Raw genomic sequence first — 14506 nt, 5'->3', positions numbered from 1 at the left:
GAAATGAGTGGCAACTAAGAGATTGAAGGGGGGACAAAAATCGTCGTAAAACTTGGCAATTAAGCGAGGGATTGTTTGATAAATAAAGATAAATTGGAGGTCGAACTGTGAAGAAGCGTAAAGCAAAATATTTGTCTACGTTGTCTTTTTCTATTTTGGCTCTGGTTATGTTTGGGAGTATTGCAAGTGCCGATTATTGGGGTGGAAATAGAAAAGGCGGACCGAATCCAAGTGCCTTTTATCATTCCTCTGTAAATCAGTATGGTTATACAGGTGCTTATGATGCAGGCAGAGGCTATTGGAATGCTAATTCAAAGGTCAATATTACTAGAACACCGATATACAACGCTATAGATCCCCCGGATACCTATTATATCGGCAACTCTGCTACACCTAATTTATGGGGTCAAATTGCTCCAACCAATAGCTCAGGGAATTTGGCTTTGCCAGATGAGTACTGGGTCTATGTAGAGGTAACTATGTATGATAATAATATGAGGGCAGCCGGTCATCAACCTGCTAATGTAAGATATAATGCTGCCCACGAGATAGGACACACTATTAAAATGGCTCACGTTCCTATTCCCACAAATTCAGTTATGGTACAAGGTTGGTGGGCGATTCCTGCTTCCATTACTTCGTATGACTCCGGACAAGTTGATCTAAAGTGGAGAACCTTTCCGTAATGACGGTTATGTCTACGCTGGTTTTAGAAAGTGAATTTTAGGAGGGTTTGCATGAAAAGAATTAAACTTATGCTGTTGGTATCCTCGTTCTCTTTATTCATGTTCGCATGCAGTAATAATGTACCGGTAGACAACGCTAGTGAAGGCGTGAACACCGGCGAGGGCTTGGAAACCATAGTGACGCATGGTAATTATAAAGCATTTGAAGAAGAAGCCCCGTTGTTTAATGATGCTGATTTAGTTGTCATTGCGGAAACGGATACCCATTTTTTGGATCGTGAACATGTAGTCAAATATTTCGAACCGGATTCCGTCCAAGAGGGTTCTCCACAAGCCATTGAAGATTTCTACACAAGAACCCCAATTACAGTTCTCAAGGTATTGAAAACACCAGAATCTGTACCTGTCATAGAAAATGAGAAGTTGGATATTATCGAACCTGTTTCTATAATTGAACAAGATGGTTCATCACAAAAAATCGCCCTTGAAAATTACAATGAGATTAAAGAGGGAGAAGAATATGTATTGTACCTCAAGCTAAATACCTACGGAGAATATGGTGTTATTAATATGAACAATGGTAGATTTAGCTTAGGTTCGGATACATTGACTTTAGACTCCTTAGATCATGGCCATGAGGGGGACCAAGATAAGCATAATACTATCAAAAGAGCTGTTGAAGAGAGGTTTAAGGTTGAAATCGAGGAAGTACAGAATCGATAAGTTTTCTGGTTTTAGCAAGGGGGGGCACATAGTCGTCAGTAAATGACCATGTGCCCCCTTCTTTCATTCAGATCAAACAAAAAGAAATTATCCTTTGTTAAAAGAGATGTGTCCGGTAAATCATTCAAAAAGAGAGGTTTCTTTGTACTGTACAAGACCGAGATTATGGAGGGGGTGCTGGAGCGTGCTTATCAGTTGGGGCTGCATTACGGAGAGAACTCGTAAACATGCACAGCAAATAAAAGGCGGCCTGAACGAAGGCCGCTTCATCTGCTCTCATTAAGCCTTAATCCCCCGCCCGCCTCTTCTCCAGCTCCTCATACACTTGCCTTGTCCGTGCAGGGTCCTCGTCATTATAGAATACATAACCTTCTCCCAGCTTGAACTTAATGTAAGGTGGATTGTTCTTGAATATATACAACCTTGTCTTTCCGATTCCTTCAAGACGGAAATGCCCCCTCGCATACTTATCCATGGATTCGCCGTTTCGCTTAGAGCCGGGCGGCACATGCTCCTCCAATGACAGTTCCTGAATCTCGGTCATACTGAAATCAAAGGAATACATCGGATAATCGATCTCAATTCGATGGTCCGATGTTATCGCCAACTTGGGTGAAGTCCATTCCGAACGGATCATCATGAAAGAGGTACCCAGTATAGTGACAGCTGCAAGTCCGATAGCTCCCCAGATCACGATCTTCCCAGCTACGGTTCCTGTATTAACTGTCTCGCCAATCCCTACCCGCTTCGTAACCATCACTCGCTTATCGTTCGGGTTATGATAGGTAAAGCCGCTGGACCAGTATTCATCTCCCTCCGAGTAGATGATCTGGCCGTCCTTATCCAAGACCTCTTCCTTCTGTCCAACAAACCAGTCGTGTTCCCGCTTGCGTGCAAGCGTATCCCGGAAAGCCCGGCGAAACGGAAGCACCATCACAATGAGGAACACCGTAAGCCATGCAAAATAGTACAACATCTGATAAGCCATCCAGTCGTGGAGCAGCAAGAACGGAATATAGGCGATCAGCATCCATAGCGTGATCCGATTCAATGACCGTTTGAAATTCGCCTGGATCGCCTGGATGTCTGGATGTGCCAGTGCATGCTCCGGTAACAGCACAGCAAACAGCATGCCGTTCTTGTACTTTGCTTGTGGTCGATAGGTTATCCACAATGCGAAGTAACAGACCAAAGTCGTTAGGGATAAAATAATTATCATTAACATGCGCATCACCTCTTAAACAAACTCCTTCTATCATAACAATAATCCATGGAATTAAAATATATCTTCCTCCATTTGAAACATTATCCTATAATTGCCGTACATATATTCAACACTAGAATGCGAACAAGGACAGGAGGAACCAGCCATGATATCCCCAGGACCATCTTTTGGCGGTGGCTTTGATTTTATGTTTACACTCGTACCGATCATCATCGGGATTGTGTTCATCGTTGTTATAGCGGGTCTAATCGCAAACGGTGCCCGTTATGTAAAGAACGTACAGTCTCCGCGCAATTCCCGATTTGCCCGCGTGGTCGCCAAACGCATGGATGTGCGTCACCACACCAATCACCACAACGGGGATAACGGCATGATGCATTCCAGCAATTCATCTCGTACGTATTACTACATCACGCTTGAATTCGATAACGGGGAACGAAAAGAATACCTCGATGTCAAGAATCTGTACGGTCTTGTGGTAGAGGGGGATGCCGGCTATGCCGCCATCCAGGGCGACTGGATTGTCGCCTTTGAGCGCAATGCACAGCCCCAATCCTGACAGCTTCATTACGTATAAGCCCTCGATTCCTGAATTCAGGGCTTATTCTTAGATATCCCCTTCTCACCTTAAAATTGAGAGTCTACCGCAGCCTGATGCTGCAGAGGGCGGAAATGCCGTTTGCATTAATATCGGAATAGGGATCAATTCCAATGAGTGGAACCTTATAATAAGCTGCATGGGCTCGCAAAATATTCGAGGACAAAAAGATGCCCTATACAGATCCATCTGTATAGGGCATCTTTTATCTAACCAATTACTCTACCGTGCTGATCGCTTCCACCTCGATCAATTCAACCACCGCTTCGCTCCGCAGCGTATTGCCGATCGTGCATGCCCGCTCCACCACCGATTTGAGCTTTTCTTTGTACTCTGGCGCAAGATTCGGCGGCAAGGTCACCTGTACGTGGAAATGCGAGAATTTATTAAGTTTCTTATCCTCATGCTTTAGTGAAGTAACTTCAATATGAATGCTCGATTTATCATATTCGACACCGTCATACGCCATGATCTTCTGCAGAGAGATGGAAACGCACAGCGCAAGCGATGCTTCAAGCAACTCTCGTGGCGACAAACCCTCCGTATTCGGTGCGTGGCTTCCTATAAGCTGAAACCCGGCTTGATTGAAGATCTGATCCTGGCCGTCGATGATTTTGATCGTGGTCATAATGTTCACTCCTTCTTTTCTTCAATGAGATGTTATTCTATTCTACCAGGTGGCATGCCACGCGGTGGCCCGTTCGAACCTCGCGCATCGGCGGTATCTCGGCTTTGCAGATGTCCGTCGCGAACGGACAACGGGTGTGGAACACGCAGCCGCTCGGCGGCGATATCGGAGAAGGAATCTCGCCGCGCAGCACGATTCGCTCCTTCAGCCGACTGCGGGTAAAATCCGGTACCGCCGAGAACAAGGCTTGCGTATAGGGATGCAGCGGTTCTTGGAACAAATCATCAGTAGGCGCCTCTTCCACGATCTTGCCCAGATACATAATACCGATCCGATCCGAGATATAACGCACCACGCTAATATCGTGGGTGATAAACAGCAGTGTCAGTTTAAACTCTCGCTGCAGTTGGCGCAGCATGTTCAGGATCTGGGATTGAATCGATACATCCAGGGCTGACACGGGCTCGTCGCAGATCATAATCTTGGGGTTCATGATCAGCGCTCTTGCAAGTCCAAGCCGCTGTCGCTGTCCACCGGAGAATTCATGCGGATAGCGGAAATAATGCTCCGGCTGCAGCCCCACGATGCGCAGAATCTCGAACACCTTTTCCTGCCGCTCTTCGCGGTTGCCCAAGCGATGAATGATGAGTGGCTCCTCCAGCATCTGCCCGATCCGCTTTCGGGGATTCAGCGATGAATACGGGTCCTGAAATACGAGCTGCACATCCTTGCGGTAATTCCTCATCTCTTCCTTGGTCATGGCCGTAACGTTACGGTCACGGTACAGCACTTCACCGCCACTTGCCGGCGTAAGACCCAGGATTGCGCGCCCGGTCGTGCTCTTCCCCGACCCGGACTCACCGACCAATCCGTACGTTTCGCCCTCCTTCAGTTCGAAGGAGACGTCCGATACTGCATTCACGTGGGCTTTGGCCCCGAGGATTTTGCCAAAAGGTCCATACACGGGGAACTTGGCATGGAGGGAGCGCACCTTAAGCAAGGAATCATCGACTACTGTAGGTTCCAATTTGCTCCTCTCCTTTCCCGATCCCGTTGATCTCCTTATAGTGCCAGCACTTCACCCGATGGCCGGCAGCAGCTCCTCCATCGGCGGCTCCTGACTCACGCATTGTTCATCGGCAAACGGGCATCTCGTCTGGAACTTGCACCCCTTCGGGGTATTTGCAAGCGACGGAACGGACCCTTCAATGACATGCAGCTTATCGTGACGATCTCCATCCAGCTTCGGGATCGATTGAATCAAGCCTTGCGTATAAGGGTGCAGCGGCTTCTGGAACAACTGCTCCGTAGCAGCCTCCTCCACAATCTGACCTAAGTACATGACCTTTACGCCGGTGCATATCTCGGATACCACGCCAAGGTCGTGCGTAATAAACAATACGCCCATGCCCAGCCGTTCATTCAACTCCGCGATCAGCTCCAGAATCTGAGCCTGAATCGTAACATCGAGCGCCGTTGTCGGTTCATCGGCAATGAGTAGCTTCGGCTCGCAGGCAAGTGCCATGGCGATCATGGCACGCTGCTGCATCCCGCCGGACAATTGATGGGGATACTCGTTAACCCGGATCTCCGGTGAAGGAATGCCGGTCATTCGCAGGATGTCGATCGCTTGCCGATGCGCTTCCTTCTTGCTCTTCTTCTGATGCAGGCGTATGACTTCGGCAATCTGATTGCCGATCGTATATACAGGGCTTAAGGATGTGAGCGGGTCCTGAAAAATGATCGAGATACCGTCGCCACGCACCGCCCGCAGTTTAGCAGCCGGAAGCGTGAGCAGATTCTGGTCCTCGAACAGCACCTCGCCTTCATACTCAATCGAATCCGTATGATCCAACAGACGAATGATCGACTGGGACATGACGCTTTTGCCGCAACCCGACTCACCGACAATCCCGATAATTTCGCCCTTGTTCATCGAGAAGCTGACGCCATTCACAGCCGTTACGCGCCCGCGCTCGGTATGAAAGTGCGTCTTTAAGTTCTTCACTTCTAATAGAGGCTCTGGATTCATGGAAATACCTCCATTCTCTGATCTCATGATTTTCTCAGCTTGTGTTTATGCTTGGTACGCGGATCGAGTAAATCTCGCAGCCCATCACCGAGTAAATTCAGGCTTAATACGGACAACACCAGCGCCGCTCCAGGGAAGACCACCATCCACCAGGCTTTGAAAATAACGAGTTTGCTTGCCTGCAGAATATTCCCCCAGCTCGGGTCCGGGGCAGGAATGCCTGCACCCAAGAAGCTTAGAGCCGCTTCGGATATGATCGCTTCTGCGAATACGAAGGTAGCCTGAACGATCAAGGGCGATAACGTATTGGGCACGATATGCAGCCAGATGATGCGTGTTGAGCTAGCACCCTGAACCTGCATCGCTTCGATATACGTCTGTTCCCGAACGACCAATGCGGATGAACGGACAACCCGGGCGATGTTCGGCGTGAACACAATCGTCAGCGCAATGATCACGTTCAGCGCCGAAGCGCCCAGTGCAGCCATGAGTGCAATCGCCAGCAGAATCCCCGGGATCGCGATCAGACCGTCACAGATCCGCATGAGGATATGATCCAGCGTTTTATAATAAGTCGCGTAGACACCAATAATCAGGCCAAGCACGGAAGATAACAACGCCACGATCAGGCCGACGCCAAGCGATACCCGCGCGCCATGCAGCAATCGCGTCAATAGATCCCGGCCGAATTCGTCCGTACCGAGCAGGTGCGCCGCGCTCGGAGACATGAGCCGTTCGACGACTTTCATGTCATTGGGTCCATAGGATGTGAACAACGGACCCAGCAAGGCCAGCAGCACGAGTACGCCAAACACGGAAGCCCCGATCAGCAGCCCGTAATTTGACTTCAGGCGGCGAAACCCGATCGCGCGCTGCTCTTTTTTCATCCGTTTGCTTATTTGTGTGATCGTTTCTTTCTCCTGAACTGTAGCCATCTCTTACACCTCTTTTATTTACGGTCCAAACGAACTCGCGGATCCACCGCGCCGTATAACAGATCGATGACCAGATTGATGGTGACGTACATCAACGTCACGACGAGCACCACGCCCTGGATCACCGCAACATCCCGTCTTGCAATCGAGTTCAGGATCAACTGACCGAGACCGGGGATGTTGAATATCGCTTCCACCACGACCGCCCCGGTAACCAAGGTGCCAAAGGTCTGGCCGATGACAGTCAGAATCGGCAGGAACGCGCTGCGAAAGGCGTGCTTGAACAGCACCTTCGCTTCATGCAGCCCCTTGGACCTAGCGGTTTTGATGAAATTCAGATTTAAGATCTCCAACATCGATGAGCGCGTCATTCGGGTGATCAGTGCCGCCTGGATCGTTCCGAGAGAAATCCCCGGCATGATTAGATACTGAATATGTTCCCAGAACCCTTTGCTTAGCGGCGCATACCCGGCAACCGGCAGCCACTGCAGCTTGACGCCGACCAGCAGCATGAGCAGCAGTGCCAGCAAAAAGCTCGGTACGGCCATGCCTAAGAGGGACATGCCCATCAATGAATAATCCGCTGCTGATCCACGCTTGTAAGCCGCGAGAATGCCGAATGGGATGGCGAGCAGAATCGCGATGACCTGAGCCAATATGGCGAGCGAGAGCGTCGGACCGATATGCTCCGCAATCGCTTCGCTAACCGGCTGCTTCATGAAGATCGAGTTCCCCAGATCTCCCTTGAACACCCCGCCAAGCCAGCTTGTATACTGCTCGATCAGCGGCCGGTCCAGGCCCAGCTCCTTGTTCAGATTATCGATCTCTCCCTGTGATGCCTCCATGCCGAGAATCGTGGCAGCCGGGTCTCCGGGCGTAATATGAATGATCAGAAATATGGCGATGGTGACAACGGCCAAGACTGGAATGAGCGATAATAGTCTTTTTGTGATATAGGCCAGCACTTGCGAATCCCTCCAAAAAAAGAGAGTGTTAGCGAAGTTACGCGGGTAACTTTGTAACACCCTCTCTTGTTTCAACTTACTTCGCTACCTTAGCGTTCCACACCACAGGAGCCTCAAACAGCTCGAACCCTTCAAGCTTCTTCGATGTTGCAACCACGCCATTGTAGTGACCAATGACCGTAGAGGAAGCAAACTCGTACATGAAGCCTTGCAGTTCTGCCCACTCCTTCTGTGCGTCTTCCGGCGTTGCCGCAGCACGGATATCGACCAGCGCTTGCTTCACGGTCTCATTATCCAGTCCGGCCCAATCCGGGTTAACCGCGAGCAGTTGCGGCGGGGTAATCTGATAGCCCGTGCTCGCTACAAAAATATCCCACTTGCTACGATCGTTCTTCGTTTCCAGGAAGGTCGGGAAGTCGAAGTTCTCCACCTTCACGTTCATGCCAATCTGGCGTAACTGCTCTTGGATGACCAGAGTTGCTGTATACATCTCGTTATAATCCTTCGTTGTAAGCAGCGTAATTTCCTCTCCGTTGTATCCGGCTTCTGCCAGGAGTTCCTTCGCTTTATCAGGATTGGCTTGGTTGTAATATTCGGCGCCGGCTTCTGTAGACCACTGCACCTGATTCGTATTCAGGTAGCCTGGAGCCAGCGAGTACAGATCCGGCTTGGCGAAGCTCGCCAGCATGATCTCGTCATTATTGAAGGCTGCCAGAATCGCCTGGCGGATCTTCTGATCGGCAAGCAATCCCTCACTCGTATTGAAGAATGCCGTTAATGCTCCGCCCGGGAACGATTCAAGGTTCACGTTCGAATCGGCTGCAAGCTCATCATAGCTCTCGATCGGGATGCTGTCGGCCACATCATACTGGCCCGTCTTCACGCCGGCGATGCGCGTGGAATGATCAGTTACGAAGTGGAAATACAGATTCTCGGTCGGAGCTTCCTTACGTCCGTCAAAACCGCTCGGTTCCGAATCCAGCGATTGATAATCCTCGTTTCTCACCAGATGAATGTACTGGTCCTGCTTCCACTCCTGGAATTTATACGGGCCAGTACCGATGTATTCTTGAATGCCGTCTGCCGGAGCGGAATCAATGATCTCCTTCGGCATAATGGACGGGAATTGTGCCTGCGAAGCATCAAGATCAACACGTCCGAGGTAGGTGCTTCCACCGTCAGCTTCACCGTGTACGGATCTACTTCCTCAAAGTTCGCACCCGTCAGCAGCACCTTGGCACGTGATGATGTCACCAGCCAGCGGTTCATCGAAGCAACCACGTCGTCGGCCGTCATCTCCTCGCCGTTATGGAACTTTACACCTTGGCGCAGCTTGAACGTATATGTTAACCCGTCTTCGCTGCGTTCTACCGATTCCGCAAGCTGCGGAACGGGCTCGTACTCCGCATTGAGCGTGTACAATTGTTCGAATATATTACCTGCCGTATCCAGCGCCACCGCCGATACCGTCAAGGCTGTATCTAATGTTGGCGGCTGTGCCGTCAGAGCAACGTTCAGTTCATCCTTGTATTCGGCTGCTTGCGTTCCCTCGCCAGTGCCCGCCTCGTTTCCTGCAGACCCTTCGCTATCACTTCCTCCACCTCCGCATGCCGCGACCAACAGCATCAACAGTATGGATGTCAAAAGCAACCCCAGCTTCCCCTTTTTCATCGTCATTCCCCCCGTTGTCTCCTCTATTCCCCAAACCTTAGTTAAATGGTAGGTTTAATAAGTTATGAAAATACTATATGATGTATATCAGGTTGTCAATGTCAGAATTCCCCTTAATAGAAGTTATTCCCTGCCCGTCTAAATGAAGCGAATTCATTATTCAATAATTCGCCACAATTATATAAAAAGAGGGACCAGCCGCTAGACTGGTCCCTCGATCGCCTCGTTATTCTACTTCGTTACAACCCCAACTTCTGTCCTCGTTCCAGACGCTGGATTTGCTGCTCGCCGGTCTCCGCCAGTTCGCTGAACGCATGAATTGTCTCACGCATTCTAGGAAGCGCTTCTTGCTTATAGGTACTGATGGAATCGAGCGCGGATAACACATCCGTGAACGCCTGCTTCAAGGTATCTACAGAGATGCTCGTTTCTAACGACTGCTTATGAATCGCCGCCCCCTGATCCTTCAGCATCTTAGATGTTGCGCTGATCAGATTATTCGTCGTCTCGTTCAGCAGCTCGATCTTCTTCAGTACGATTTTCTGATTATAAAGGGCGCTAGCGACCGTGACGGAGATTTTAAGTGCAGACACGGTTACGTTCCGTGCGCGATCCACGCCCCGAATGAGCTCCTTGTTGTTACGAATGACCACCTCGATCGCCATAATGCCTTGCTGGTTCACCACCAGCATCTGCTGCAGGTCCATTACGCGTTGACGCAGTGGGAACAGCACTTCCTCCGTAATAAACCGGATTTTGTCTTCCGATTCCTGACGGAGTTTCGCCGCCTCAATCTGGGATTCAATCTCCGTATCCATCAGCATCCCGAGCTGGATTTCTTTCTGCAACTTCTTGGTTAGGTCGCGCAGCACCTGCTGCTCGATCTCCAGCGTCGTGTTGTCGTTCTTCAGCACAGACTTCCCTTTATCTAAGGAGAGAATGATGTCGGATATGACCGCATCCGCCTTCTGGAACTTGGCAAAATAACTGCGCAGCGGATTAAACAGCTTCCCCAGAATGCCAACCTTCGCGAAATCAATAACGCTCGGGTCCAGATCCTTCAACTGGATCTGAAGATCGGTCAGCCCCTTCGCCACCTGGCCTCCCTCATCCCCGGTTCTGGACAATTTACCCACTGAAACTTGCAGCAGTGCGTTCTTCTCAGAGGATGATCTCATAGAGCTCATCCCGAAAGTATCGATAGACTGCAGCACTTGCCTGCGCTTCTCCAGCGATTCCACGTCCAGCTCCATGATCGCCTGCACATTCGTTACGGCAAGCTCTCGGAGCTGTACCACTTCTTCCGGCTCCGGCTTGACCTCTTCCTCAATCGCCGTTTTGATCAGATCCGGTTGGATCACTTCCATCGAGAATGTTGACAATACGAACCCCTCCCACAATCTATATTGGTTAAACATTTATTCAAGCGAATTCCCCAAGTTCCCCAATCCCGTTACATCTGAACGTTCAGCAACTGACCGATCTTATATACCACGTCGTCGGTATCCGCATTGATGCTGGCCGCTTCATTGATGCTGGATATATTTTGAAGCGCCTGAATATTTGCGTTATAGCCAATGGTGTATATCGGAATTTTGTAAGCTTGAATCAGGCTTCGAATATCTTCGAGAGAATGCCCCACATTCGTCTCTCCGTCACTAAGCACAAAGATCAGCGGCTTAATATCGGGGTTAACAGCCATCTCCTCTTCCAGCATCTTCATCGCCACGGCAATCCCGTCGAAAGTTGCCGTATTGCCGCTGGCCTCGAGACTGTTGATCGCCCCGACGAACATCGATTGCTGGTTGGCATCGTATTTGCCGATGGGCAGGTTAATGGCGACATCGGATGAATAGGACACGAAACCGATACTGTTCTCCCGGCCGAGGTACTTCTGCCCGTTCAGAAGCGATTCCTTCAGTCTATGCAGAGGCTCGCCTTCCATGCTGCCGGACACATCCGCTACGAACACGGCCGCGACCGGTTTGTTGCCGTCCTTCTTCTCTTTCCAGAGCTTCTGCGCGGAAGGCAGGATATTGCTATCCATCTGCCCCAGTTCCGATTGATAGTCGTCCAAGCCGTTAAATCCGCGGTCCGTAGCCAGCTTCTGATACTTATCTTGCGTCACGAACTCGCCAAACTTCTTAATGATTTCCTGCTTCTCCGAAGAGAGGTTACCCAGCGCATAGAGTGGGCTGTCGTGTCTTACGCCGAATGGCGTGAATACGAACCCGCCCTTCATATCGGCTGCGTTCACATACGTCTGATATTCCAGGACGAAGGCATCCAGCATCCCCGATTTGGCAGCGTCACGCATCTGAATTGTGGTGGATGCGATGAACGGAACGTTCGCCTGGAACTTCTCGAAGCCTTCAACAGCCTTCGCGCCGAGCAGATCGCCGCTATCGAACGAATTCAGCGCCGTGACAAGGAAGTTCAGACCGGTTGAACTGGCAAAAGGGTCCGTGTAACCCATGGCCAGCTCATTGTTCGAGATCGCATCCGTCAGAGTCTTGACGTTTAAGGAGCCGTACTTTTCTACCAATTCATCGTATTTGGCCTTCCGGGTCACCACGCCGCAACGTTGCCGGTCAGACGCTGCGATACCAGTTCTGCCTTCACTCCGTGTACCTTCACCATCTCGCCCCATAACTCATTGGAAGGCGTGAAGGCATCCGGAACATATTTGCCTGACGTTATGTAATCGGTTGCTGTCCCGGAAGCGATGTTGCGGATCATGACCGAAACCGGCTTACCGCCTACCTTGATATTCGCCTTATTAAAATCATTCGCGACTTCGTTCAACCAGCCATCTATCCCCGTGCCCGATTTCTCCGTGGATGAGAAGATCTCGACATAACTCGGCGTCGTATTCTCTACCGACACCTGAAATTTCGATATATCCGGCAACGAGTCGGCTACAACGACCGGGTCCAGATTAATCTGTCCTTTAATTGGATCCTCGACCGTTACCTTGATGTTCTTGTACACTTTATCCAATTTCTTCGCAGCGTCATTGGCACTGACTTCCGATGCGCTTTGCCCTAGATTCGAGGTAAAGTAAATGCCGGCATACACCAGCACAAACACCACTACCGCAATGGATAGCAGCACCACGAACGCGTTACCCTTTCTCTTCATGTCCATCTCCCCTTTATTCCTTACTGTTTATACAATTTAGTCTGCTTGATTAAAGCATCAATCTCTTGCATGCACGGCATCTCATCCACATCCCGGTAATCGGTGCTGCCCAGCAGCGAAATCTCGAGCAGCAACTTATCAAGCTTGAGCAGAATCTCCTCGTTCACCCCGAGATATCCGGTAACGAAGGATAGATATTCGGTATACAAATCGCTTCTCTCCTGCACCAATCTGTTCGAGAACGGCTGCGACCCGTGCGGTGCGCCCATCCTGGAGAAATCCGAGGCGTCAAATACACTGAGTTTATTCAGAATCCCGCGAATGTTCAGATAGAACAGCTTCTCCACTTCCATAATGACCCCGTGGAATTTCTTATAGCTAAGCTCGTTCTCCTCGAACCGCTGACTGAGCACCCCGAACAGCGTGTGCTTCTTCTTCTCGATCCGGTCCAATTGATCCAAAGCTAGAGCGATATCCTTCTTCAACGCTTTATGATGGCGATAATCATGAAGGGCTTCTATGTAATCTTCACGCGTTGTTATCTTACGCACCGGCTTCGTAACCGGAGCTTTAAATAGTAGAACATAACTGCCATACAGCAGAACCAGGCCACTGACGACAAGCACCGTTACGCCAAAAGCTGTCTGAAGCGCATCACCGCCCTGGATATCAAGTCCAAGCAAGCCCGGCGAGAATAAAGTTATATTTATCGCGGCAATGACAGCGATCAGCAGCACCAGCTTCACAGACCTCCACCCATTCAATCACGAACACCTCCCCCTATAGAACAAGACCATCTCTGATTTCTGTCGCGAACGTTCTTCGGCAACTGAACCGCCTATCTTCGTTAATTCAACAGGTAATTTCAGGGTATAACTCATAATACGTGCATTTCCAAAGATAGATGCATTTTCCTCAAAAAGCAGGCTCAAGACCATGCTGTCAATTCTATCAATCCGATGTTAGGCGAAGAAGGATGGAAAGAAGCGAAATCATGATTCAGGTAGGCCAAATATATCAAAATTACATAAATAATCCAATGGCTCTATGACAAAAGAAGCAAAAAAAAGTCTCTCAGACGAATCTGAAGAGACTTTTATCATGATAGATTGAATTTCATCCGTCGCATCATTAGCCAAAGCGGCCGCTGATATAATCCTGCGTACGCGAATCGGCTGGGTGCGCGAACAGTTTTTGGGTCGGCGCATATTCGACCACTTCACCGTTCAGGAAGAACACCGTCTGCTGCGATACGCGTGCCGCCTGCTGCATATTATGCGTAACCATCACGATGGTGTAACGATCCTTCAGCTCATGCGTCAGCTCCTCGATCTTGAAGGTGGAGACTGGGTCCAGCGCCGAGGTGGCCTCATCCATCAGCAAGATGTCAGGCTCAACCGCGAGCGCGCGAGCGATGCAGAGCCGCTGCTGCTGTCCTCCCGACAGACTAAGCGCCGGACGCTTCAAGTCGTCCTTGACTTCATCCCACAGCACGGCATCGCGAAGGCTCCGTTCCACCAGTTCATCCAGCTTCTTCTTACCCCGAACCCCATGCTGCCGCGGCCCGAAAGCGACGTTATCATAGATCGATTTGGGGAACGGATTTGGCTGCTGGAACACCATCCCGATCTTCTGACGCAGCGATTCCACATGTACGTCGCCAGCGTAGATATCGATTCCGCCAATCGCGACCTTCCCTTCGATTCGTGTTCCTGGTATTCGATCATTCATTCGATTCAGCGTGCGCAACAGGGTAGATTTGCCACAGCCGGACGGACCGATAAACGCCGTGATCGCCCGTTGTGGGATCTGTATGGATACATTCTTCAGGGCTTGAAATCCGCCGTAATATAAATCCAGTTCATTGATTTCGATGAATGGCTGCATGCCATAATCCTCCCG

General features: G+C 50.1%; 13 protein-coding genes and 2 pseudogenes. 3 read left to right on the top strand and 12 right to left on the bottom strand.

Annotation, left to right across the window (positions count from 1 at the left end; translation table 11 throughout):
• Positions 1-107 precede the first annotated feature (107 nt).
• Positions 108-686: a hypothetical protein gene (locus tag JCM10914_RS08920; protein ID WP_052019690.1), complete on the top strand. Its 579-nt coding sequence runs from the start codon at positions 108-110 to the stop codon at positions 684-686.
• A 51-nt stretch (positions 687-737) separates the two neighbouring features.
• The gene (locus JCM10914_RS08915) at positions 738-1409 is read left to right on the top strand and encodes a hypothetical protein (RefSeq protein ID WP_023959789.1); all 672 of its coding nucleotides are present in this window, start codon (positions 738-740) and stop codon (positions 1407-1409) included.
• Between the two features lie 286 nt (positions 1410-1695).
• On the opposite strand, the gene JCM10914_RS08905 is transcribed toward JCM10914_RS08915, so the two are convergent.
• Positions 1696-2634 carry a DUF5808 domain-containing protein gene (locus JCM10914_RS08905; protein ID WP_036717484.1) on the bottom strand — a complete coding sequence of 313 codons (939 nt, stop codon included), beginning with the start codon at positions 2632-2634 and terminating at the stop codon, positions 1696-1698.
• Between the two features lie 145 nt (positions 2635-2779).
• On the opposite strand from JCM10914_RS08905, the gene JCM10914_RS08900 reads away from it, so the two are divergent.
• Positions 2780-3193 carry a DUF2500 domain-containing protein gene (locus JCM10914_RS08900; protein WP_023959787.1) on the top strand — a complete coding sequence of 138 codons (414 nt, stop codon included), beginning with the start codon at positions 2780-2782 and terminating at the stop codon, positions 3191-3193.
• A gap of 256 nt (positions 3194-3449) precedes the next feature.
• Here JCM10914_RS08900 and JCM10914_RS08895 read toward each other — a convergent pair whose 3' ends face one another.
• The 11 genes and pseudogenes from JCM10914_RS08895 to pstB form a co-directional block, all read right to left on the bottom strand.
• Positions 3450-3860 (bottom strand): OsmC family protein, encoded by a 411-nt coding sequence (locus JCM10914_RS08895; RefSeq protein WP_023959786.1) that lies wholly within the window; start codon positions 3858-3860, stop codon positions 3450-3452.
• Positions 3861-3897: 37 nt separating this feature from the next.
• Complete coding sequence (locus JCM10914_RS08890) at positions 3898-4887, bottom strand: ABC transporter ATP-binding protein (RefSeq protein ID WP_023959785.1); 990 nt, start codon at positions 4885-4887, stop codon at positions 3898-3900.
• Positions 4865-5892 (bottom strand): annotated as a pseudogene (locus JCM10914_RS08885) (ABC transporter ATP-binding protein). The gene JCM10914_RS08890 and the pseudogene JCM10914_RS08885 overlap by 23 nt, the downstream one beginning before the upstream one ends.
• A 23-nt stretch (positions 5893-5915) precedes the next feature.
• Complete coding sequence (locus JCM10914_RS08880) at positions 5916-6827, bottom strand: ABC transporter permease (RefSeq protein WP_023959783.1); 912 nt, start codon at positions 6825-6827, stop codon at positions 5916-5918.
• A 14-nt stretch (positions 6828-6841) separates the two neighbouring features.
• A complete protein-coding gene (locus tag JCM10914_RS08875) occupies positions 6842-7792 on the bottom strand; it encodes an ABC transporter permease (protein WP_023959782.1) in 951 nt (316 codons plus the stop codon).
• A gap of 76 nt (positions 7793-7868) precedes the next feature.
• A complete protein-coding gene (locus tag JCM10914_RS08870; protein ID WP_269433871.1) occupies positions 7869-8906 on the bottom strand; it encodes an ABC transporter substrate-binding protein in 1038 nt (345 codons plus the stop codon).
• Positions 8795-9469 (bottom strand): ABC transporter substrate-binding protein, encoded by a 675-nt coding sequence (locus tag JCM10914_RS31305; protein ID WP_023959780.1) that lies wholly within the window; start codon positions 9467-9469, stop codon positions 8795-8797. The genes JCM10914_RS08870 and JCM10914_RS31305 overlap by 112 nt, the downstream gene beginning before the upstream one ends.
• 233 nt (positions 9470-9702) lie before the next feature.
• On the bottom strand, positions 9703-10881 hold the full coding sequence (locus JCM10914_RS08865) for a toxic anion resistance protein (RefSeq protein ID WP_052019688.1): 1179 nt from the start codon (positions 10879-10881) through the stop codon (positions 9703-9705).
• A gap of 35 nt (positions 10882-10916) precedes the next feature.
• Positions 10917-12604: pseudogene (locus tag JCM10914_RS08860) on the bottom strand (VWA domain-containing protein).
• A 20-nt stretch (positions 12605-12624) separates the two neighbouring features.
• Positions 12625-13368: a hypothetical protein gene (locus tag JCM10914_RS08855; RefSeq protein WP_036717481.1), complete on the bottom strand. Its 744-nt coding sequence runs from the start codon at positions 13366-13368 to the stop codon at positions 12625-12627.
• A gap of 367 nt (positions 13369-13735) precedes the next feature.
• Positions 13736-14491: a phosphate ABC transporter ATP-binding protein PstB gene (gene pstB / locus JCM10914_RS08850; RefSeq protein WP_023959775.1), complete on the bottom strand. Its 756-nt coding sequence runs from the start codon at positions 14489-14491 to the stop codon at positions 13736-13738.
• Positions 14492-14506 lie beyond the last annotated feature (15 nt).

Origin of the sequence: Paenibacillus sp. JCM 10914, assembly GCF_001315105.1 — a bacterium.
GTDB lineage: Bacteria > Bacillota > Bacilli > Paenibacillales > Paenibacillaceae > Paenibacillus_AQ.
This window is presented reverse-complemented; position numbering and strand designations above follow the sequence as displayed.